We start from the raw sequence: 21,477 nt of genomic DNA, 5'->3' as shown, positions 1-21,477 counted from the left end.
AGCCGTTGGGCGCATTTTCTTGCGCCGCATGTTCACACCCCTTCCGGGCACACCAGCGCGTCCAGCTCTTGCTGCGTAAACCCAGCCGCGCGCCGGGCGGTGTCGTTGAACGGTGGTTTCAGCCGGGGGGCGTTGTGCTGCCGGGCCAGTGCGCGGTAGTGGGCCAGCGGCTCCAGGCCTTGTTGGGCGCAGAGCCAGCCGTACCAGCGGTTGCCCACGGCCACATGGCCGATTTCGTCGCGCAAGATCACGTCCAGAATGTCGATGGCTCGCAGCGCGGCGGGGGTGTTCACCTTGCGCAGGCGCGCTTGAATGAGCGGCGTGGCATCCAGCCCGCGCGCTTCGAGGGTGCGGGGCACCAGGGCCATGCGGGCGGTGATGTCGTCTTGGGTTTTGATGCACATTTCCCACAGGCCGTCGTGGGCGGGGAAGTCGCCGTAGGAATAGCCCAGGGTCTGCAGGTGGGTGTGCAGCAGGCCAAAGTGGGTGGCTTCTTCGTCGGCCACGCGCAGCCAGTCGCTGTAAAACGCGGGCGGCATGCCGGGGAAGCGCCACACCGCATCGAGCGCGAGGTTGATGGCGTTGAATTCGATGTGGCACACCGCGTGCACCAGCGCGGCCAGGCCTTCGGGGGTGAAGGGCGAGCGGTGCGGCACCTGCATGGGCGCCAGCAACACGGGCCGGGTAGGGCGGCCGGGCAGGGGGCTGGCCGGGTCGGGTTGCAAAGTAGCACCGGTTTCCAGCCGGTCCTCAAAGTCTGGCGAATGCGGCAAAGCCGCCCACAGCGCATGGGTGGCCGCCACTTTCTCTGCGGGGTCGGCCACACACAGCGCCCGCAAGGCTTGTTGGCGCCATGAAAGCGCGGGGCATGGGGCGGGGCGCTGGGCGTGCTGAGCGTGCTGGGGTTCGGGGGCTTGCATCCCTACAATTCTAGGTTTCGTGCCGTGGCCGCTGGCTCGGCGCACTTGAACCCCACACAGGAGACTTCCACCATGGCAATTTACGAACTCGACGGCATGGCGCCCCGCATGGCCGAATCGGCCTGGGTGGCCGACAACGCGCAGGTGATGGGCAACGTGGTGCTGGGGGAAGACAGCAGCGTGTGGTTTGGCACCACGGTGCGCGGCGACACCGAAACCATCACCATTGGGCGGGGCAGCAACATCCAAGATGGCAGCGTGTTGCACGCCGATGTGGGCATGCCGCTGACCATTGGCGACTTTGTGACCGTGGGCCACCAGGTGATGCTGCACGGCTGCACGGTGGGCGACGAGTCGCTGATTGGCATTGGCGCCATCGTGCTCAACGGCGCGAAGATTGGCAAAAACTGCCTGGTGGGCGCGGGCTCGCTGGTGACCGAGGGCAAAGAGTTTCCCGATGGTTCCATGATCATGGGCAGCCCGGCCAAGGTGGTGCGCAGCCTGTCGCCCGAGCAAATGGCGGGCTTGCGCCAGAGCGCCCAGCACTACATCGAGAACGCGCAGCGTTTTCGTGCAAGCTTGAACAAGCTGGCTTGATTTTGCTGGCTTGAACCCGATCTGCCAGCGTTGCATTTCCAGGGCTTGTGCAAAACCGCCATGGCGTTGTTGCAAAGCCTTGCCGTACGTTCGTACTGTCTGCGGCTTTGTGCCTAGCCCTGACGGCTTTGCGTAAGCCCTGTTTCTGAAAGAATCCTTTGTCCGAACTCCACAAATTCATGTTTGAAGGCCTGCCGGTGCGTGGCATGCTGGTGCGCTTGACCGACGCCTGGCAAGACATCTTGCAGCGCCGCCGCGAGAGCGGTGGCTACCCCGAGGCGGTGACCGAGTTGCTGGGCGAAATGACGGCGGCGGCCACGCTGATGCAGGCCAACATCAAGTTCAACGGCGCGCTGGTGATGCAGATCATGGGCGACGGGCCGGTGAAGCTGGCCGTGGCCGAGGTGCAGCCCGACCTGAGCCTGCGCGCCACCGCCACGGTGGTGGGCGAGGTGGCGGCCAACGCGCCGCTGTCGCACATGGTGAATGTGAACAACCTGGGCCGCTGCGCCATCACGCTCGACCCGAAAGACCGCTTGCCGGGCCAGCAGCCTTACCAGGGCGTGGTGCCGCTGTTTGGCGACCGCCACGAAAAGCTGGAAAAGCTCAGCGAGGTGATTGAGCACTACATGCTGCAGAGCGAGCAGCTCGACACCTGCCTGGTGCTGGCCGCCAACGACCAGGTGGCCGCCGGTTTGCTGATCCAGCGCCTGCCGATGCAGGGCGTGGCGAACCTGGACGGCAGTGGCGTGGTGCGCTCGGACGAAGACCAGATTGGCCGCAACGAAGACTACAACCGCATCGCGATTTTGGCTTCCAGCCTGAAGCGCGAAGAGCTGCTGGAGCTGGACGCTGAAACCATTTTGCGCCGCCTGTTCTGGGAAGAAGACGTGCGCCGGTTTGAACCGCTGGCGGACGAGCAGGGGCCCAAGTTTGCCTGTACTTGTTCGCACGAGCGCGTGGGCAGCATGCTGCGCAGCCTGGGCCGCGAAGAGGTGGACTCGATCTTGGCCGAGCAGGGCCAGGTGGAAGTGGGCTGCGAGTTTTGCGGCGCGCAGTACCGGTTTGACCCGGTGGACGCGGCGCAGGTGTTTTTGCAGCCGCTCAAGCAGGCGCCGGGGTCACCTGGGGTGCACTGAGCACGCAAGCGGCTCATTTTGAAGTCAGCAAAGGCAACTCATGATGAACCGTAGCCGTCTGGTTACGCGTGCCCCCATCCCAGCCTTCCCCCAGAGGGGGAAGGAGCCGGACACTTCGCGCTGAAACGCGTGCCCCCATCTCAGTCTTTCCTCAGAGGGGGAAGGAGCCGGACACTTTCGCGCTGAAACGTGTGCTCCCATCCCAGTCTTCCCCCAGTGGGGGCGGGCGCTGGACACTTCCGCACCCCTTTTGAAGCCGGGGCTGTCTTACCCCCTCCCCCTCTGGGGGAGGGTGGGGGCTCTGCGCATGTTTCAAAACAAGCGCTGCTGCGGCCTTGCCGGACCGCAGATCGGGTCTCTCTTCAGCGGTGCAGCGGGTATCCCAAAACATCCAGCACGTCGAAACATGCGCCGATGGTGTGGTAGTCCACCTTGCCGGCGGGGCTCTTCTCGTCGCTGTATTTGCGGTTGTCGGCGCTGAGGATGCGCCACCACGCGCCGTGCTGGTGGTCCACAAAGTGGCGCCAGGCGTAGGCCCAGCGGCGCTCGTAGTCGGCCCAGTAGCGAGCCTCGCCGGTGGCTTGGGCCAGGCGGGCGGCGGCGGCGAACGATTCGGCCTGCACCCAAAAGTATTTGTCGCTGTCGCACACGCGGCCATCGGGCGCAAAACCGTAAAACAGGCCGCCGTGCTGAGCGTCCCAGGCGCGTTCCATGGCGGTGTTGAAGAACCGCTGGGCGCGTTCCACCAAGCCCGCCTGCGGGCGGCGTTCGTTCAGCAACAGCAGCAGCTTGGCCCATTCGGTTAAGTGGCCGGGTTGAAAACCCCAGGGGCGAAACAGGTTGCTCGGGTCGTGGCGGTTGTAGTCCCAGTCCACCGACCAGTCGGCCCGGTGGTGTTCCCACACCAGGCCACCCGCCAGCGCGGCCTGGCGCACGGTGATGTGCTCGGCCAGCAGCGCGGCGCGGTCCAGGTAATGCCCTTCGCCGGTGGCGTCAAACGCGGCCAGCAGCGCTTCGCACAGGTGCATGTTGGCGTTCTGGCCCCGGTAGGCTTGCACCGTCCCGTCGGGCGTGGCTTCGTCGGCGTACAGGCCGTGCCCGGGTTCCCAAAAGCGCTGTTCCAGCAGGGTGAAGGTGCTGCCGATGCCCGCGTGGGCGCCGGGCACACCGGCCATGTGGGCATGGGCGTGGGCCAGCAGCACAAAGGCCAGGCCGTAGGCGTGGTGGGTGCCGTCGAGCACGGTTTTCTGGCCGTCGCGCCAGTCGATCAGCCAGGCGTAGCCGCCTGTGATGGGGTCGTGGTGGACTTGCACAAAGTCAAACGCGTGTTGCAGGGCGCTGCGGTGGGCCTCGCAGGGGTCCAGCCGCTGCGCCATGGCGCAGGTGATCACATAGCGGGTGCTGCTCACCAGGTGGCGCGTGTGGTGGTCGTAGACCGTGCCGTCGTCGCGCAAAAAATGGAACAGACCGCCCGACGGGTCCAGCGCGCGGGGCAGGTAAAACGCCAGGGTGTCGCGCATGTGGGCGCGCAGAAAGTCGGGCGAGCGGAAGTCGGGCGTGGGGTTGGCCGGGATCATGCGGGTGTTTCGGTGGAGGTTTGCCGTTGGAGCAACTGGCTGAACAGGCGGTGTTCGCAGGCCGGATCGCTGCATTTTTCGCAGTTCCAGGCCACGCGCCCTTCGCTCAGGCTGCGGTCGGTGGGCACCAGCGTTTCGCCCAGCAGCGGCCCGATGGCGCGCAGTGCCTGCTGCAGCCGGGCGTCGCCTTGGCCGTAGACCGTCTGGAAGCCGATGCCAGCCGCTTGCAGTTCGCGGCGCAGCACGGTGTCGGTGGCTTCGCGCAGGGCGGGGCTGTCGCGAAACAGGCCGTCGGCCACCCAGGGCAGGTCCAGGCCCATCAGCAGGGTCAGGCTGTAGCGCCGTTGCTGCGCCAAGGCGGCGGGGTACAGGCGGGTGTCGTTGAAATACAGCTCGCTGTAGGCGGCCACCATGAGGGCGGTGGTGTCGGCCACCACCACGCGCACGCCGGGCAGGCGGCTGGCGGCGTTGATCAGGCGGGTTTGTTCTTGCGCCCTTGCGGCTTGTTCGTCGCAGCGGGGCGGGCGCGCCATGGCTTCGCACCAGGCACGCAAGTGCTCGGGCACCCGCACGGTGGCGAGCCCCAAGGTGTTGTTCAGGTGGTGTTGCAGCGCGTCGGCCAGGCTGGACTTGCCGGTGGATTCGCCGCCCAGCAACGCGATGGTCAGCGCCATGGCGGTCAGGGCTTGCCTTGGGCGATCTGGACGAAGATTTCGTTGGGCTTGACCATGCCCAACTCTTGGCGGGCCAGTTCTTCCACCATGTCCAGGCCCTCTTGCAGGTCGCGCACTTCAGCGGCGAGGCTGTTGTTGCGCTGCTGGGCTTCGCGGTTGATGAGGTTCCGCTCGGCCAACTGCTGCTTCATGCTGGCCACCTGGGGCACGCTGCCCCGCCCAAACCACAGCTGGGCGTGCAGCACCAGCAGCAGCCCGATCAGCAGGGCGGGGATCAAGCGCGAACCCATGGTGGTGCAGCTGTGAGAGGCCGTGTTTACTTCAGGTTGTAAAACGCAGCGCGGCCAGGGTACTGGGCCACTTCGCCCAGGTCTTCTTCGATGCGCAGCAGCTGGTTGTACTTGGCCATGCGGTCCGAACGCGAGAGCGATCCGGTCTTGATCTGGCCGGCGTTGGTGCCCACGGCGATGTCGGCAATGGTGCTGTCTTCGGTTTCGCCCGAGCGGTGTGAAATGACGGCGGTGTAGCCTGCGCGCTTGGCCATTTCAATGGCGGCGAAGGTTTCGGTCAACGTGCCGATTTGGTTGATTTTGATCAGGATCGAGTTGGCGATGCCCTTGTCGATGCCTTCTTTCAGGATCTTGGTGTTGGTGACGAACAGGTCGTCGCCCACGATCTGCACTTTTTTGCCCAGGCGGTCGGTCATCAGCTTCCAGCCGTCCCAGTCGCCTTCGGCCATGCCGTCTTCAATCGAGATGATCGGGTACTTGTCCACCCAGGTGGCCATCATGTTGGTCCATTCCTCGGCGCTCAGGCTCAGGCCTTCGCCGGCCAGTTCATAGCGGCCGTTTTTGTAGAACTCGGAGGCCGCGCAGTCCAGGCCCAGGGCGATCTGCTCACCGGCCACAAAACCGGCCTTGTCGATGGCTTCCAGAATCATCTGGATCGCTGCTTCGTGGTTGTCCACGTTGGGGGCAAAACCGCCTTCGTCGCCCACAGCGGTGCTGATGCCGCGGTCGTGCAGGATTTTCTTCAGCGCATGGAACACCTCGGCACCGTAGCGCAGGGCTTCGCGAAAGCTCGGCGCGCCCACGGGAATGATCATCAGCTCTTGAAGATCAAGGTTGTTGTTGGCGTGTTCGCCGCCGTTCATGACGTTCATCATGGGCACCGGCATTTGCACCGCGCCCATGCCGCCGAAGTAGCGGTACAGCGGCAGGCCGGCTTCTTCGGCGGCGGCGCGGGCCACGGCCATGGAAACCGCCAGCATGGCGTTGGCGCCCAGGCGGCCTTTGTTGTCGGTGCCGTCGAGGTCGATCAGGGTCTTGTCCAGAAACGCCTGCTCGGAAGCGTCCAGACCCAGCACGGCTTCGCAGATTTCGGTGTTGATGTGTTGCACGGCCTTGAGCACGCCTTTGCCCAGGTAACGGCTCTTGTCGCCGTCGCGCAGCTCAATGGCTTCGCGCGAACCGGTGGACGCGCCGGACGGCACGGCCGCACGGCCCATGACGCCGCTTTCCAGCAGCACGTCACATTCAACGGTGGGATTGCCGCGGCTGTCCAGAATTTCGCGGCCGACGATGTCAACGATTGCGCTCATGTTGTCTACCTTTGGTACTGAGAAAAACAATTGAAAAAAAGGAATTGGACCGAAGCGCGCTGCTTTGCCCAGGGCACCCGTGGAACCGGCTTTGCCGGGCCACAGGGGGCGTCCCCCTTGGGGGAAGACGCGAAGCGGCGCAGGGGGTCATACCCCCTCCACGGCCACCATGCGGATCGAACCGGCACCCTCGCGCACCTGGCGCGCCTGGGTGTAGGTTTCAGAGTCGTAATAAGCCCGCGCGGCGGCCAGGTTGTCGAACTTCAGCACCACGATGCGCTGTGGGTTCCAGTCGCCTTCCAGCGGCTCCATGCGGCCACCGCGCACCAGCACCTCGGCGCCGTGTTCCTGCATGGCGCGCGTGCTCCACTCGCGGTACAGCTTCATCTGGTCTTCGTTGGTGACGGTCACGTCCGCAATGATGTACGCACTCATGAGAAGTTGTTCTCCAGCAACGGGTTCTTTTTGGTTACGGAATCCAGCTCAACCAGGGTGGCCAGCAGCGCCTTCATGTGCTTGAGCGGCACGGCGTTGGGGCCATCGGACCAGGCTTCGGCGGGTTTGGGATGCGTTTCCATGAACAGGCCGGCCACACCGGCGGCCACGCCGGCGCGGGCCAGCACCGGCACCATGTCGCGCGCACCGCCGCTGACCGCGCCCAGGCCGCCGGGTTTTTGCACCGAATGGGTCACGTCAAACACCACCGGCGCGCCGGACTTGCGCATCTCGGCCAGGCTGGTCATGTCGGCCACGAGGTTGTTGTAGCCAAAGCTCACGCCGCGTTCGCAGGCCAGAAAACGGTCTTCAGACAGGCCCACTTCGCGGGCAGCGGCGCGGGCTTTGTCGATCACGTTGGTCATGTCCCAGGGGGCGAGGAACTGGCCTTTTTTGATGTTCACCGGCTTGCCCGACTGCGCCACGGCGCGGATGAAGTCGGTCTGGCGGCACAAAAAAGCGGGGGTTTGCAGCACGTCCACCACGCTGGCCACCTCGGCCACGTGGGATGTGTCGTGCACGTCGGTCAGGATCGGCAGGCCGAGTTGGCGGCGCACTTCACTCAGAATGTGCAGGCCCGCTTCCAGACCCACGCCGCGCTGGCTGGTGCCCGACGAGCGGTTGGCCTTGTCGAACGAGCCTTTGTAAATGAGCGGAATGCCCAGCGTGGTGCAGGCTTCCTGGAGCTGGCCCGCCACGTCGATGGACATTTGCAGCCCTTCGATGGAGCAGGTGCCCGCGATCAGAAAGAAGGGCTGGTCCAGGCCAACGTCGAATCCGCAGAGTTTCATGGAGAGGCGTCCTGATCAGGCCGTGGCCCGGGTTTTCTGGTGCTCCATGGCCGCTTTGATGAAGGCGTTGAACAGCGGGTGACCGGCCCAGGGGGTGGATTTGAACTCGGGGTGGAACTGCACGCCGATGAACCAGGGGTGCACGCTTTGGGGCAATTCCACGATCTCGGTCAGCTGGTCGCGCTGGGTTTGGGCCGAGATTACCAGGCCGGCCTGGCGCAGTGGGTCGAGGTAGTTCACGTTGGCCTCGAAGCGGTGGCGGTGGCGCTCGGTGACTTCATTGCCGTAAATGCTGTGGGCCAGGGTGCCGGGCTGCACGTCCGACGTCTGCGCGCCCAGGCGCATGGTGCCGCCCAGGTCGGAGCTGGCGCTGCGGGTCTGGATGCTGCCGTCGGCGTCTTTCCATTCGGTGATCAGCGCGATCACCGGGTGGGGCGTGGCGGGGTCGAATTCGGTGCTGTTGGCGCCTTCCAGGCCGGCCACATGGCGCGCGTATTCGATGGTGGCCACCTGCATGCCCAGGCAGATGCCGAGGTAAGGCACCTTGTGCTCGCGGGCAAATCGGGCGGTGCTGATCTTGCCTTCCACGCCGCGCTGGCCAAAGCCGCCGGGCACCAGAATGGCGTCGTACTGGGCCAGCTGCGCCGAGGCATCGCCTTCGATGGTTTCGGAGTCGATGTGGTCGATTTTCACGCGCACATGGTTGCGCATGCCGGCGTGGCGCAGCGCCTCGTTCACCGACTTGTAGCTGTCCGACAGATCGACGTATTTGCCCACCATGGCCACCGTGACCACGCCCTGCGGGTGCTCGGTTTCGTAGACCAGATCGTCCCAGCGCTTGAGGCTGGTGGGCGGGGTGTTCAGGCGCAGCTTGTCGCAGATCAGGCCGTCCAGGCCCTGCTCGTGCAGCATGCGGGGCACCTTGTAGATGGTGTCCACGTCCCACATGGAGATCACGCCCCACTCGGGCACGTTGGAGAACAGCGAGATTTTGGCGCGCTCTTCGTCGGGAATGCGCCGGTCGGCGCGGCACAGCAGCACGTCGGCCTGGATGCCGATTTCGCGCAGCTTTTGCGCGGTGTGCTGGGTGGGTTTGGTTTTCAACTCGCCAGCGGCGGCAATCCAGGGCACATAGGTCAAATGCACAAAGGCGGTGTTGTTGGGGCCGAGCTTCAGGCTCATCTGGCGCACGGCTTCCAGAAACGGCAGGGACTCGATGTCGCCCACCGTACCGCCGATTTCAACAATGGCCACGTCCACCGCATCGGCGGTGCCGATGCCGGCGCCGCGTTTGATGAATTCCTGGATTTCGTTGGTGACGTGCGGAATGACCTGCACCGTTTTGCCCAGGTAGTCGCCTCGGCGCTCTTTCTCCAGCACCGACTGGTAGATTTTTCCGGTGGTGAAGTTGTTGGTTTTCTTCATGCGCGTTTCAATGAAACGCTCATAGTGGCCCAGGTCCAGGTCGGTTTCGGCGCCGTCGTCGGTGACGAACACCTCGCCGTGCTGGAACGGCGACATGGTGCCCGGGTCCACGTTGATGTACGGGTCGAGCTTGATCAGGGTGACTTTGAGGCTGCGCGATTCGAGAATCGCGGCCAAGGATGCAGAAGCGATGCCCTTGCCTAGAGAGGACACCACACCGCCGGTGACGAACACAAATTTGGTCATGTCTCGGGCGAGCCGTTAGCTCGCAGGAGGTGGAAACGGCGATTATAAATGCCCCCTCATTTGTGAAAGGCTTCGCCGGCCCCGGTGGTTGAGACCGTCCGACAGGCTCCTCAGCCAAGCTGCTACATTGCGCGCATGACCGACCTCGCTGGAAAACACATCGTCTTGGGCCTCTCGGGAGGCATCGCCTGCTACAAGGCCGCCGAACTCTGCCGTGCGCTGATCAAGCAGGGCGCCACCGTGCAGGTGGTGATGACGGAGGCGGCTGAACAATTCATTACTGCCGTGACGCTGCAGGCGCTCTCGGGCCGCCCGGTGTTCACCTCGCAGTGGGACGCCCGCACGGCGGCTGGGGTGGACAACAACATGCCGCACATCAACCTGAGCCGCGAAGCCGATGCGATTCTGGTGGCGCCGGCCAGTGCCGATTTCATGGCCAAGCTGCTGCACGGTCGGGCCGACGACCTGCTGAGTCTGATGTGCCTGGCGCGCCCGCTGGACACCGTGCCGCTCATTGTGGCCCCGGCCATGAACCGCGAGATGTGGGCGCACCCGGCCACGGTGCGCAATGTGGCGCAGCTGCGCGCCGACGGCACGACCGTGCTGGATGTGGGCGTGGGCGACCAGGCCTGCGGTGAAACCGGTGATGGCCGCATGCTGGAGCCCGACGAGCTGTTGTACGAGCTGGTGCGCTTCTTCACGCCCAAGGTGCTGACTGGCCAGCAGGTGCTGGTGAGCGCTGGCCCCACGTTTGAGGCCATCGACCCGGTGCGCGGGCTGACCAACCTGTCCAGCGGGAAAATGGGCTTTGCCATTGCCCGTGCCGCCCATGAAGCCGGTGCACAGGTCACGCTGGTGTCCGGGCCGGTGAGCCTGCCCACGCCACGCGGGGTGCGGCGCATCAACGTGCAGTCGGCGTTGAACATGCAGGCCGCGCTGAACCAGCACAGCCAGGACGCCACGGTGTTTGTGTCGGCCGCCGCCGTGGCCGACTGGCGCCCCGCCAGCACGGCCGACCAGAAGATCAAAAAAGACGGATCGGGCGACGTGCCCACCCTGTCGTTCGTTGAAAACCCTGACATTTTGGCTGGCATTGCCGCCAGCGCACGCGCCCAGCGCGGCGCGCTGTTTTGCGTGGGCTTTGCCGCCGAAAGCCACGATCTGCTGGCCCACGCGCAGGCCAAGCGGGCGCGCAAAGGTGTGCCGCTGCTGGTGGGCAACATCGGCCCCGACACCTTTGGGCAGGACGACAACGCCTTGCTGTTGGTGGACGAGTGCGGCGCCACCGAGCTGCCCCGGGCGTCCAAGCTGCACCTGGCGCGCCTGCTGGTGGCCGACATCGCCCGGCGCTTGCCCACGCAACGCCCGGCGGGCTGAGGGAGCCCACACGGTCGGGCACCGCCAGCGCGGTGAACGGCGCCGACCGTGTGAAGCTCAACCAGGGGGCAGACGGCCGCCCTTGTCCATGAGGTGGCGCGTGACCTGCGGCGCAGCGGTGCTGGTGCCCACCAGGCGCACCATGGCTGCGCTGCGTGTGCCGGCGGCGCGCACCCCCCAGAGCACGGCATGGTCGTCGCTGATGGCCAGGCGCTGCGGCACCTTGCGCAAGCCCTCGCGCTCGGGCCGTTCTGCATCCGGGTCGGGCAGGCGTGGGCTGTAGCGGACCGCGGGGTCGTGGCTGCTGGCAAAGCAGCGAATACCGCCCACGGTGATCACGTCCCGGGCCGTGGCCAGGCCGTTGAAGGTGCCGCTGCGGCGGATCACCGTCGGGTCGTCCGGGTGGTCGATGAAGCTGCCAATGTTGCCGCTCAGGTCGTAGTCCCGGTCTTCCAGGTAAGACTGGCGGGCACCCGTGACGGCACCCAGCGCCACATCGTCGCGCTCCACATAGGCATCCACCACCACGGCGTGGCGACCCCGGTTGACCAGCGTCACCTGCCAGCGACCGGCTGGCGCCAGCACGGCAGTGGGGTTGTGCCCGCTGGCCGTGGGGGCCAAGGCCACCAGCGCGCAGGCGCCCCCGTGCCCCAGGGCGCTGCGGGCGGGGAACATCACCGCGCAGCGCGGCTGGTCGGCGCTGTTCCAGACGCCGGCTTCGCCGATGCGGATCGGGGGCAGGGGCTCGGCCATGCCCGGTGGCTGGATCACGATGTCCAGATCGGCCAGTGCCTTCGCGGGGTCCCGTGCGTCTTGCACCCACAGTTCCAGAAAGCTCTGGCTGTGGTCGTCGGGCTGTACGCGCCAGTGCAAAGCCAGTGACTGCCCGCGGCCCAGCGTCTGGTTGGCGTGGGTGCGGGCCTGGTAGGCGTTGCCGGCGGGCATCACCAGCGAGAGGCGACCTTCGCAGGCCTGCAGCCACTGCGCCATGGCCGATTCGAGCACGCTGCTGCCGTTGTGCGGCCCGGCCAGCGTGCCCCAGCTGAGGTTGAGCGCCACGGTGGCATCGTCGGCGCAGCGGGCGAGCACATAGGCCATGGCGTCGAGCACGCTCACGTTGACCGCACCGCCCGAGGTGTCGGCGATGCTGGCCCAGTCCAGTTGCACGATCAGCAGGCGGGCCCGGCTGGCTGTGTCGTGGGCGGGCCGCCAGTCGGGCGGTGTGTCTTCGGTGCCCAGGGTGCGGGCGTACACCCGGGGGCCGGCGGCCAGGCTGCTGACGTGGGTGCCATGGTGCGCGTTGTGGTTGAGCTCCCACATTTGCAGCCACTGGTACAGCGCGTCTTCGTCCAGACGGCCCCGCACGGTGTGGCGCTGAATGGCTTGGTCGATGGCTGAGCGGTCCAGTTCATGGCCATAGCCGATGTCGGCGGGCCGGGGACCGGCGCGCTGCGGGTTCAGTGGCACGGGCTGGCGGGTGGCCGCTCTGCGTCCGTGGGGGCCCACCGTCTCGTCCTGGCGCCAATAGCCGGCAACCCGTGTGCGGCCCTGTTCATCCAGGAAGTCGGCATGACCAACAGCCAGACCGCTGTCGATGATGGCGATGACCGGTCCGTGGATGGCGTCCTTGTGGTTCTTGCGGGAACGTGGCCGCGGGGTGGACAGGCGCGCACGGGCCTCTGGGGGCAGGGCGTGCTCGAAGGGGCCGACGGGCAGACCCAGTTCGTACCGGGCCACCACACCGCGCAGCGGTCCTGGCTGGTCCAGGTGCTGGAAAAAACCCGGGCGCACCCGAGCGGTGCAAAAGCGTGTGCTCAGTGGGAGGTTCTGGTAGATGCGGGGGACCTGCAGCCAGTCTTCATCGGCCGCGCGCAGCAGGTCGTCCAGGGTGCAGCCCGGGGCCAGCTCCAGGATCAGGGGCAGCCACTGCAGCGTCTTGCCATGCATGAAGGTGCGAAAGCCCGCGAAGTGGCTGGTTTCGGCCCAGGCCAGGTAGGGGTCGCTGTGGTCCATGGCACCGGGTGCCGACCAATCGATGCCCGTGAAAGTCCCGCGCGCCAGGGGTGTCCAGCCGACCTTGGGGTGTGGCTGGCGGCGGGTCATTGCCATTCCTTGATGGCCTCTTGCCACAGCCAGGACAGCAGCGGCCCGGCTTCAATGCGGTGTGGTTTGCCGTGCACGCTGCCAGCGCCGCTGTCCAGGGGCTGCTGAGGCTGGAAGTCCAGCGGTTCGCCGTCCGTGCCCTGGAATTTGAGCCCGTCAAAGGCATGTTCCCGCAGCGTGCCGCCTTGGCTGCGGGCGACCAGGAACTGGCCCAGCACGGTGCCCAGCATGCGGCCCACGGCCGAATCGACCGGGTAGTGCACGCCCGCCACGGTGCGGTTGACCGCGATGCGGGCGGCCAGTCGCTGCAGTTGGACCTCGGTGGCTTCGTTGCCAGGACGTTGTTGCTTGCCCGGCCGGGCGGCCTTGAGCAGGCTGGAGAGCACATGGGCGACGATGAAGGCCTCGGTGGCGTGGCCGCTGGGCCAGGCAGCGTGCCCTGGGTCTGCAATCATGGGCTGAATCTGTGGCGAGAGTTGCATGGGACGCACGACCGCAAACATGTGTTTGAAGCGCATCTCGACATGCACCGCCAGACCGAAGCACAGGTCCAGCACCTGCAGCGTTTTCTTGTGGCGATGGGGCTGCAGGCCAACCACCCCCGCCCAGAAATCGATTGGGGGACCCATCTGCGCCAGAATCTCGGCACCGCGATCGCCGCGCAGGTCGGCGTAGGCGGCGACCAGCGTCATCTGCTGTTCAAGGAGGGCACGGTCGGGCGCGCGCAGCATCAGCAGGGTGTGGCGGCGCGGCGTGCGCGCGTCCAGATCGGTGAACGCCAGTCCCGCCTGTTCGGTCTTGCGGTCGGAGGGGAAAGACAGGCCCTGCACGAGCTCGGTCATCAGCGTGGCCACACGCGGCCCATCGGCCCACAGGCGCAGGTTGTCGGGTTGGTCAAACGCCGGGGTGGCAGGTTGTACCAACGCGCCTTCGAAGGGGCCGCTGGTGGCAAAGCGACTCAGGTTGATGGCCTCGGCCGTGTTGTCGGTGCCCGATCTGGCATAACCGCTGTACCCGCTGTACCCGCTGTACCCGCTGTATCCGCTGTATCCGCTGTATCCGCTCATTCTTTCATCTCCTTTAAAAATCTATCCCGTGGGCAAGCCCAGCGCCGCAAGCGCTTTGGCCACGCGCTGTTTGCCCAAACTGTCGCTGCCCGTGTCCAAATACGTTTTGAGGGTGAGGCTGGGCTGGTGCTGCCGGAGCAGCTGGAAATGCCGTTGCGCATCGGCATGTGAGCCCAACTCATACTCGGCACAAATGAGGGTGCGCAGCGTCGACAAATGCAGCGAGTTGCTCTTGAGCGACTGTTTGCACAACGCCGCCGCTTTTTCGAATTCGTTTTTGGCCAGGTAGCTGTTGGCCAGCTGCATTTGAAAGTAAAAGCGGTGTGGATCCAAGGGTGAGAGCTTCAACGCTCTTTCTGATTCTTCTACCGCTTCACTGGGATTCCCCCACATGCTGGACCAAAAACCCGCATACAGCCATGCCATCGCGTCGCTCGGGTTGACTTGTACCGCGTCCAGCAGAAGGCGTCGGGCACCTTGAACATCGTGTCCCAGATGGCACATGGCGTGCCCCTTGAGCGACAGCGCCATGGAGCTGCTGGGGTCCAGTGTCAGCGCTTTGTCCGCCTGCTCAATGGCGCGCGCAAACTCGGCTTGCGGATCGGGTGCACGACCTTGCACCACCTGCATCACATGCCATTTGGACAGCCAGGCCCAAGGCGAGGCCACGCGGCGGTGGCGCTCGGTGACGCCCATGAGCAACTCGCGGCTGCGGTCCAGATCGCGCGGTGTGGATCGGTGCATGAGGGCGATACCCCCGAGCATGAGCGCATGACTTTCCAGTTTGGGCAAGGGCAGCACCAGGGAGCGCTGCACCGCGGTGTGGATCAGCGCCTGTGCACAAGCGGCACTCAGGGCGCCCAACAGGTCGCTTTGGACTTCCAGGAGGTCCATGGTTTGGCCACTCAGGCGCTCGGCCCACACAACTTCGTTGCGGCGCGTGTCTGAAAGCTCGGCCATGATGACCACTTTGTCGCCCAGCGTGGCATAGCTGCCGCTCAGGACAAAAGCGGCATCGAGCTGTGCGTCTATCTCTATGGGGCTGGCACTGCGCCCCCGGAAGGCGGTGGTGGACAGGCGGGAGATGACGCGCACATGCTGGCTGCGAGAGAGCTGGGCAATCACGCCGTCGGCGATCAGCTCGCCAATCACAAAATAGTCGGGCGAGGGCTGGCGGGTATCGAACGGAATGACCGCGATCGACGGCCGAAGGTCGGTCGGAGCGATTTCACGCCGCTCGGGTCGGTGCGGGTGTTGCCCTGTTTGCACCGGGTGCACTCGCCATGTGCGCACCGGTTCTGGCCAATGCTTGAGGTAGCTCTCGCCCATGTCCTCGACCTCGCCATCGATGCCATCAACGATGCCGTCGCGCACGCTGGCAGTGACCACGGTGTCGCCCGGATCGGCCAGGCTGGCGACGCGCGCGGCCAGGTTCACCCCCTGGCCGTACACGTCGTTCTCGGCCACGTAAAGCCAGCTGGCATGGATACCCGCGCGCAGGTGCAATTGCCGATCGGGTGGCAAGAGTCGATTGATGGGCGAGAAGTGACTGTGCAAAGCCATGGCGGCTCTGACCGCGTCCGCAGGTTCGTCGAACTCGGCCAGAAGACCATCGCCCAGGCTTTTGACCAAACGGCCTCGGTGGGCGCAAACCTGCTCGTTGGCAAAGATGACGAAGCCTTGCCAATGCCGTACCACAGCCTCTTCGTTGGCCGCCATCAGCAGCACCGACTCCACCAGATCAACCACCAGCACCACTTTGTGCTCTTGCAAAGGAAGCAGCGCCATGAATGGCGCGTGGTCTTTGCGGGGGGCTTGCAACTCCATGGTGCGGGGGGTTGGTTATCGTCATCCCCAAAGTGGGGGAACAGTTGACGAAAGTTTCGCACACATTGAAATTTTTTCGTTTGGGACCCTGCCAATTGACGGCTGTCTGCAGCCAACCCTTCATTGCAGGATGCAGACGAAAAAAAACCGGCGCGAATGGGCCGGTTTTTTGCTGTGCCTGTCGCCGTGCGACAGGCCAATCCACGATCACTTCAGGTGTTCGTTGATCATCTTGGTCATTTCGAACATCGAAGCCTGGGCCTTTTGGAAGATTTCCTTCAGCTTGGCGTCGGCGTTGATCATGCGGCGGTTCACGGCATCTTGCAGACCGTGCTTCTTGATGTAAGCCCAGACCTGCTTGGTCACTTCGGTGCGTGGCAGCGGTTTCGCACCCACGATCGCGGCCAGTGCTGCGCTCGGGGTCATGGCCTTCATGAAGGCGGCGTTGGGCGTGCGCTTCTTGGCTGGAGCGGCTTTTGTCGCGGGTGCTGCAGCAGCTTTGGCTGGAGCGGCCTTCTTGGCCGGAGCAGCGGCTGCCTTGACCGGAGCGGCTTTTTTGGCTGGAGCCGCAGCGGCTTTGACCGGAGCGGCCTTCTTGGCTGGAGCAGCAGCGGCTTTCACCGTTGCAGCTTTCTTGGCTGGTGCGGCAGCCGTCTTGGCGGGTGCCGCTTTTTTCGCAGGAGCTTTTTTCGCAGTTGCCATGGTTGTTGTCCTTCTGAGTGTGGAGTTTTCGCCAGTGCAAAAAAACGCTCTCACACCGGTGTCTCGGATGCTAATGGAGATGTATCCCCATTCCAAGGTGGCGAACGCGGTTTTTTGCAGTTTTTCATAGGAGACGGGCTGGTTGTTGCGTGGGAAAACAACATTTTTGCGTTCCACTGCTGCAGGTGCTCTGTGGTGGACCTTGTTCGGGCTCAAAATCACGCCATCACCCACCGCCATTCGTTCAAACGTTTTGCTATGCCATCGACCTCTTTTCCCCCCCTTTCTTTTGCCACCTGCGACCTTTGTGATGCCTACAAAAACGACAGCACAGGTGACTTCCGCGTGCTGCCGCCTGTATTTCGGGATTTCGGCGCCGAAAGCCGTTTTGCAGGCACAGTGGTCACCGTCAAATGCTTTGAAGACAACACGCTGGTGAAGGCCGCCGTGGACAGCCCAGGCGAGGGCCGCGTGCTGGTGGTGGACGGCGGGGCTTCGCTGCGCCGGGCCTTGGTGGGGGGCAACCTGGGTGCCGCTGCTGCCCGCAATGGGTGGGCGGGCGTGGTGGTGAATGGCTGTGTGCGCGATGTGGTCGAACTGGCGCTGTGCCAGACCGGGATTCGTGCGTTGGCGCCCATGCCGCTGCCCACAGAAAAGCGCAACGAAGGCCAGCGCGATGTGGCGGTGCAGATCCAGGGCGTCTGGGTTCGCCCGGGCGACTGGCTCTATGCTGATGAGGATGGCATGGTGGTGTCGGCCACAGCGCTGCACGCCTGACAAAGCACCCGCAGCAGCGGAATCAGGCGCTCAACCCTTTATAGAGCATGTAGGCTGCCAGCGCATACAAAATGCTGGCAAATACCCGCTTGAGGGTTTTGACCGGCAAGGCATGGGCGGCTCGCACACCCACTGGCGCCATGACCACGCTGGCGGTGGCGATCACCACCAGAGCGGGCATAAAAATATAGCCCACCGAGCCCGCGGGCAAATTTGCAACCCCCTGGCCTGCCACCACATAGCCCAGTGCGTTGGCCAGCGCAATTGGAAAGCCCAGCGCTGCGCTGGTGGCCACGGCGTTGTGGATCGCCACATTGCACCAGGTCATGAACGGCACACTCGCAAAGCCGCCGCCCGCACCCACCAGACCCGACAGAAAACCAATGACGCTGCCTGCACCCAGTTGCCCGGCGGTGCCCGGCAAGGTGCGGGTGGGCTTGGGTTTCTTGTCGAGCAGCATCTGGGTGGCCGAGAAGCTCACGAAGGCCGCAAAGAACAGAGCCAGCCAGGTGCCTTTGAGCAGGGCAAACACCCCCATGCTGGCCAGTGCTGAGCCCAGCACAATGCCCGGTGCCAGGCGTTTGACGATGTCCCAGCGCACCGAGCCGCGTTTGTGGTGGGCGCGAACGCTGGAGATGGACGTGAAGATGATGGTGGCCATGGAGGTGGCGATGGCCATCTTGACCGCCAGGTCGGGCGCCACGCCGCGGCCGCTGAGGATGATGGTGATGAACGGAACCATGAGCATGCCGCCACCGATGCCCAGCAGCCCAGCCAGAAACCCGGTGCACAGGCCCAGCAACACCAGTTCGGCAATCAACAGGGGATCAAGCAGCATGGGGTGTGGTGTGGGGTGTTGCGCTGGACGGGCACCGCCGAACGCACAACAGAAGAATAAGGTGTCTGCAAGTGCCGCCAGACCGGCATCCTGAACCGGGGTTCAGGTGGGCAAGGGCAGCGTGACTTCGGGTTCATCTGACGCGAGATGCTCACACCCGCCACGCAATGTACCAAGCCCGGGCTCTATGAGCATTGGTTCAAGGAAATATAAAGCCCAGCGTGCACTGCAGACGGTTCAAATTGTAGGCGCTGAAAAGCGCATTTGCGGTTCGACTGCCGATAAATACATGGGAGGCCACGCTCTGGCGGTTGCACCGATTTTTTTGTTCGCGGAGAACGTGTCGAGTTGCTCAGGGCAAGGGGTCATTTCCGCCCAGGGCCTGGTCGATCCGGCGCACGAGATGGTCGAGGCGGGTCTGATCTTGCGCAGACGCTGGGGTTTCTGGGGTGTCTGGCGTGTTCGGACTGGTGCCGCGGTTTGGCACGGGAGCTGCGGCTGGGCTGCTGGTGGCTTCTTTTTGCGACAGCTCGAATGCGAGGTTGAGCGAGGCCAGCACCGCAATGCGGTCGCGCGCTTTGACTTTGCCCGTATCACGGATGCGGCACATGGCGGTATCCACGCGTTCCACCGCATCCAGCAGCGCCGATTCACCACCCACCGGACAAGCCAGCAGGTAGCTTTGACCCATGATCTGCACTTCGATTTGTTTGTTCGCTGGCTTGTTCATGCGCGGTCCTGGCTGGGGGTGTCGGCGGTGGTTTGCGCAGCACTGGCGGAAGGTTGGGGCAGGCGGTCCAGCAACGCATCGATGCGGGCGCGGGCTGCGTGGAGTCGCGACTTGAGGGAGTCGCGTTCGGCCTGCAGCGCTTGCACCTGTTCGTGCAACTGCTGGTTGGTGTGCTGCAGCTCCTCGTGGCGCAGCAGCAAGCGCTCAACGCGCTCGGTGATCTGGTCAAGGTGCTTGGTGTCGGCCATATTCTCGGTTTGAAGTTTTCACATTGTAGGGTTGCCACCCGTTCTAACACCTTAGAATGCGCGCTGTTGGTGCTCGCGGTGTGGTTCACATGCCGCAGTTCAACGGGAAGCAGGAGGGAAAGTTCACACAAACCGACCTAACCTGCGCTGCCCCCGCAACGGTAAGCAGACGAGAAGCCCGAGTCATCGGGTCGCTCCGCTTTCATCTCACAACCACTGGGCGCTGCCAAGCGCCTGGGAAGGTGATGAAGGTCGTTCTGCCAGCCCGGATACCGGCCAACGAGGTGGTGGTGCGTCCACGCAGGACGCGCCACCGTGACGCCCATGCGCTGTCGGGGAAGACAGCGAGGGCCCCTGTCTGTGTTTCTTTTCATCATGATTTCCCGCTTTACCTCCGCACGCCTGGCCGTGCTTCCCCTGGCTTGCGCCGCTGCCATTCCGGCCCAGGCACAGGTCATCGCCAGCCTTTCCGAAACCGTGGTCACGGCCACCCGGGTAGAGACCCGGAGCGACGCCTTGCTCAGCGACGTGGTGGTGATCGAATCCGATGCCATCGAGCAAGCGGCCGGGAGGTCGCTGCCTGAATTGCTGGCGCGCAGCGCCGGACTGCAACTCAGTGCCAACGGCGGCCTTGGCAAACAGGCTGGTTTGTACCTGCGTGGCGCTGAAACCCGTCACCTTTTGCTGTTGATCGATGGCGTGCGATACGGATCCAGTACGGCAGGTGCTCCGGTGTGGGACAACCTGCCACTCAGCATGATCGAGCGCATTGAAGTGCTCAAGGGGCCTGCTTCTGCGCTGTACGGCAGTGACGCCGTGGGGGGCGTCGTGCAGATTTTCACCAAACGTGGGCAAAAGGGGTTTCATCCGCAGGTCGGGGTCACGCTCGGCAGCTTCGGGTACCGCCAGACCACCGCGGGGCTGAGTGGCGGTGACGACCGCTTCACCTACAACCTGAGCGCCGGTACCCTTCGCGAGGACGGCTTCTCGTCCACCAACCCGAAAGTCGCTTTCGGCAACCACAACCCGGACCGTGATGGGCTGGAGCAGGATCACGTGTCGGCTTCGCTGCGCTGGACCATTGCTTCAGGCTGGTCGATGGACGCCTTGTTCAGCCAGGCCGACGGCACCAGCCAGTACGACCAGGGACCGGGCAGCTTCGATGTGTATTCGGACACCACCAGCCGTGTGGCCAGCTGGGGTCTGGAACACAAATGGTCGGCCGATGCCCGCACGCGCCTGAAGCTGGCCCGCAGTGAAGACCAGTCCGACAGCTTCAGCGCACCGGGCGCGCCCGCAGTGTTCAACACCGCCCAGACCCAGTGGACGCTGCAGCACGACTGGCAGACCCGCCTGGGCAATGTGCTCGTGGGACTGGAGTCGAACAAGGAAGCGGTGTCTGGTACCCAGGCCTACGCCGTGAATTCGCGCACCACGGACGCCGTTTTTCTGGGCATGACCGGGCAGGCGGACGACCACCTGTGGCAAGCCAACCTGCGCCGCGACAAGAACACCCAGTTCGGCGGTGCGACCACCGGGTTTGTCAGCTACGGCTACCAGCTCACGCCGCAGTGGCGTCCCCACATCGCCTACGGCACCTCGTTCAAGGCACCCTCGTTCAACACCCTGTACTACGTCTCGCCGTTCTTCACCGGCAACCCGAGCACGCAGCCCGAGCGCGGCAAGAACCGGGAGCTGGGGCTGACCTATGCCTCGGGGGCGCACGAGCTGAAGATCACCCGTTTCGACAACCGCGTGCGCGGCTTCATCACCATCCAGCCGGTGGTGGCCAACGTGCCCCGCGCCCGCATGGAGGGCTGGTCGCTGGCGTATGCCGGTGCTGCCGGGGACTGGCGCTGGAGCACGAACCTGGAGTTGCTGGACGCGCGCAACCTCGCCAACAACCTCAAGCTGCAGCGCCGGGCCGACGAAACGCTGACGGCCAGTCTGGACCACACCGTTGGCGCCTGGAACTGGGGTGCTTCCCTGCTGCTGGTGTCCGAGCGGTTTGACAACGCCGCCAACACCCAGCGCCTGCCGGGTTTTGGCACGCTCGATCTGCATGCCCGCTATGCGCTGAACAAAGACTGGTCGCTGGCCCTGCGCCTGAACAACCTGAGCGACAAGTTCTACGAAACCGCGTACGGCTACAACCAGCCTGGGCGCGCGGCGCTGGTCACCCTCAACTGGGCGCCCCAGCCGTGACCGCGCGCGCGCCCGCCCTGCTGATCGCCGCCCCGGCCTCCGGCCAGGGCAAGACCACGGTCACGGCCGCGCTGGCGCGGCTGTGTGTGCGGCAGGGGCCGCGGGTGCCGGTGTTCAAGTGCGGGCCGGACTTTCTCAA

The 21,477-nt window shown here is 64.8% G+C and carries 20 protein-coding genes, 1 other RNA gene, 1 pseudogene and 1 riboswitch; of the genes and pseudogenes, 6 read left to right on the top strand and 16 right to left on the bottom strand.

Features of this window, described 5'->3' with window-relative positions; genetic code table 11:
• Positions 1-32: 32 nt before the first annotated feature.
• Positions 33-920, bottom strand: a complete 888-nt coding sequence (locus Q7J58_RS13520; protein ID WP_304828878.1) for a ferritin-like domain-containing protein — start codon at positions 918-920, stop codon at positions 33-35.
• 72 nt (positions 921-992) lie between these two features.
• Here Q7J58_RS13520 and Q7J58_RS13515 point away from each other — a divergent pair, with 72 nt between their 5' ends.
• Together Q7J58_RS13515 and Q7J58_RS13510 are read left to right on the top strand one after the other, a co-directional pair.
• Positions 993-1,517 carry a gamma carbonic anhydrase family protein gene (locus Q7J58_RS13515; protein WP_304828876.1) on the top strand — a complete coding sequence of 175 codons (525 nt, stop codon included), beginning with the start codon at positions 993-995 and terminating at the stop codon, positions 1,515-1,517.
• Positions 1,518-1,675: 158 nt separating this feature from the next.
• On the top strand, positions 1,676-2,656 hold the full coding sequence (locus Q7J58_RS13510; protein WP_304828873.1) for an Hsp33 family molecular chaperone HslO: 981 nt from the start codon (positions 1,676-1,678) through the stop codon (positions 2,654-2,656).
• 362 nt (positions 2,657-3,018) lie between these two features.
• On the opposite strand, the gene Q7J58_RS13505 is transcribed toward Q7J58_RS13510, so the two are convergent.
• The 7 genes from Q7J58_RS13505 to Q7J58_RS13475 form a co-directional block, all read right to left on the bottom strand.
• On the bottom strand, positions 3,019-4,233 hold the full coding sequence (locus Q7J58_RS13505; protein ID WP_304828870.1) for an AGE family epimerase/isomerase: 1,215 nt from the start codon (positions 4,231-4,233) through the stop codon (positions 3,019-3,021).
• Positions 4,230-4,907, bottom strand: coding sequence for an ATP-binding protein (locus Q7J58_RS13500; protein WP_304828867.1), 678 nt, complete (start codon positions 4,905-4,907; stop codon positions 4,230-4,232). Before Q7J58_RS13500 ends, Q7J58_RS13505 begins: the two co-directional genes overlap by 4 nt.
• A 5-nt stretch (positions 4,908-4,912) precedes the next feature.
• Positions 4,913-5,197, bottom strand: a complete 285-nt coding sequence (locus Q7J58_RS13495) for a septum formation initiator family protein (protein WP_304828864.1) — start codon at positions 5,195-5,197, stop codon at positions 4,913-4,915.
• Between the two features lie 26 nt (positions 5,198-5,223).
• Positions 5,224-6,507, bottom strand: coding sequence for a phosphopyruvate hydratase (gene eno, locus Q7J58_RS13490; RefSeq protein ID WP_304828861.1), 1,284 nt, complete (start codon positions 6,505-6,507; stop codon positions 5,224-5,226).
• Positions 6,508-6,654: 147 nt separating this feature from the next.
• Positions 6,655-6,942 (bottom strand): DUF1330 domain-containing protein, encoded by a 288-nt coding sequence (locus Q7J58_RS13485; protein WP_304828858.1) that lies wholly within the window; start codon positions 6,940-6,942, stop codon positions 6,655-6,657.
• Positions 6,939-7,793, bottom strand: a complete 855-nt coding sequence (gene kdsA / locus Q7J58_RS13480) for a 3-deoxy-8-phosphooctulonate synthase (protein WP_304828855.1) — start codon at positions 7,791-7,793, stop codon at positions 6,939-6,941. The genes Q7J58_RS13485 and kdsA overlap by 4 nt, the downstream gene beginning before the upstream one ends.
• Before the next feature lie 15 nt (positions 7,794-7,808).
• Positions 7,809-9,464, bottom strand: coding sequence for a CTP synthase (locus Q7J58_RS13475; RefSeq protein ID WP_304828852.1), 1,656 nt, complete (start codon positions 9,462-9,464; stop codon positions 7,809-7,811).
• A 135-nt stretch (positions 9,465-9,599) separates the two neighbouring features.
• On the opposite strand from Q7J58_RS13475, the gene coaBC reads away from it, so the two are divergent.
• Positions 9,600-10,841, top strand: coding sequence for a bifunctional phosphopantothenoylcysteine decarboxylase/phosphopantothenate--cysteine ligase CoaBC (gene coaBC, locus Q7J58_RS13470; protein WP_304828849.1), 1,242 nt, complete (start codon positions 9,600-9,602; stop codon positions 10,839-10,841).
• 57 nt (positions 10,842-10,898) lie between these two features.
• Here the strand turns inward: coaBC and Q7J58_RS13465 are convergent, their stop codons facing one another.
• From Q7J58_RS13465 to Q7J58_RS13450, 4 genes are all read right to left on the bottom strand, one after another.
• Positions 10,899-12,944, bottom strand: coding sequence for a S8 family serine peptidase (locus tag Q7J58_RS13465; protein WP_304828846.1), 2,046 nt, complete (start codon positions 12,942-12,944; stop codon positions 10,899-10,901).
• On the bottom strand, positions 12,941-14,011 hold the full coding sequence (locus tag Q7J58_RS13460; protein ID WP_304828843.1) for a phosphatase PAP2 family protein: 1,071 nt from the start codon (positions 14,009-14,011) through the stop codon (positions 12,941-12,943). Before Q7J58_RS13460 ends, Q7J58_RS13465 begins: the two co-directional genes overlap by 4 nt.
• A gap of 21 nt (positions 14,012-14,032) precedes the next feature.
• Positions 14,033-15,838 carry an adenylate/guanylate cyclase domain-containing protein gene (locus Q7J58_RS13455; protein ID WP_304828840.1) on the bottom strand — a complete coding sequence of 602 codons (1,806 nt, stop codon included), beginning with the start codon at positions 15,836-15,838 and terminating at the stop codon, positions 14,033-14,035.
• Between the two features lie 207 nt (positions 15,839-16,045).
• The gene (locus Q7J58_RS13450; protein WP_304828837.1) at positions 16,046-16,540 is read right to left on the bottom strand and encodes an SWIB/MDM2 domain-containing protein; all 495 of its coding nucleotides are present in this window, start codon (positions 16,538-16,540) and stop codon (positions 16,046-16,048) included.
• A 258-nt stretch (positions 16,541-16,798) separates the two neighbouring features.
• On the opposite strand from Q7J58_RS13450, the gene rraA reads away from it, so the two are divergent.
• The gene (gene rraA / locus Q7J58_RS13445) at positions 16,799-17,317 is read left to right on the top strand and encodes a ribonuclease E activity regulator RraA (protein ID WP_304828834.1); all 519 of its coding nucleotides are present in this window, start codon (positions 16,799-16,801) and stop codon (positions 17,315-17,317) included.
• Positions 17,318-17,339: 22 nt separating this feature from the next.
• On the opposite strand, the gene Q7J58_RS13440 is transcribed toward rraA, so the two are convergent.
• From Q7J58_RS13440 to Q7J58_RS13425, 4 genes are all read right to left on the bottom strand, one after another.
• A complete protein-coding gene (locus tag Q7J58_RS13440) occupies positions 17,340-18,155 on the bottom strand; it encodes a sulfite exporter TauE/SafE family protein (protein WP_304828831.1) in 816 nt (271 codons plus the stop codon).
• A gap of 58 nt (positions 18,156-18,213) precedes the next feature.
• Positions 18,214-18,393: non-coding RNA, 6S RNA (ssrS, locus tag Q7J58_RS13435), on the bottom strand.
• A 114-nt stretch (positions 18,394-18,507) separates the two neighbouring features.
• Positions 18,508-18,885, bottom strand: a complete 378-nt coding sequence (locus Q7J58_RS13430) for a cell division protein ZapA (protein ID WP_304828828.1) — start codon at positions 18,883-18,885, stop codon at positions 18,508-18,510.
• On the bottom strand, positions 18,882-19,133 hold the full coding sequence (locus tag Q7J58_RS13425; RefSeq protein ID WP_304828825.1) for a DUF904 domain-containing protein: 252 nt from the start codon (positions 19,131-19,133) through the stop codon (positions 18,882-18,884). The genes Q7J58_RS13430 and Q7J58_RS13425 overlap by 4 nt, the downstream gene beginning before the upstream one ends.
• 50 nt (positions 19,134-19,183) lie before the next feature.
• A riboswitch (cobalamin riboswitch) is annotated at positions 19,184-19,429 on the top strand.
• Between the two features lie 79 nt (positions 19,430-19,508).
• Here Q7J58_RS13425 and Q7J58_RS13420 point away from each other — a divergent pair.
• Positions 19,509-21,338, top strand: coding sequence for a TonB-dependent receptor (locus tag Q7J58_RS13420; protein WP_304828823.1), 1,830 nt, complete (start codon positions 19,509-19,511; stop codon positions 21,336-21,338).
• Positions 21,320-21,477, top strand: a pseudogene (locus Q7J58_RS13415) (cobyrinic acid a,c-diamide synthase); the annotation flags it as partial. The gene Q7J58_RS13420 and the pseudogene Q7J58_RS13415, both read left to right, overlap by 19 nt.

It is taken from the genome of Hydrogenophaga sp. (genome assembly GCF_030656115.1).
Taxonomy (GTDB): domain Bacteria; phylum Pseudomonadota; class Gammaproteobacteria; order Burkholderiales; family Burkholderiaceae_C; genus Hydrogenophaga.
Note: the sequence above shows the minus strand (reverse complement) of the source record. Positions and strands in the feature narration are given on the sequence as shown.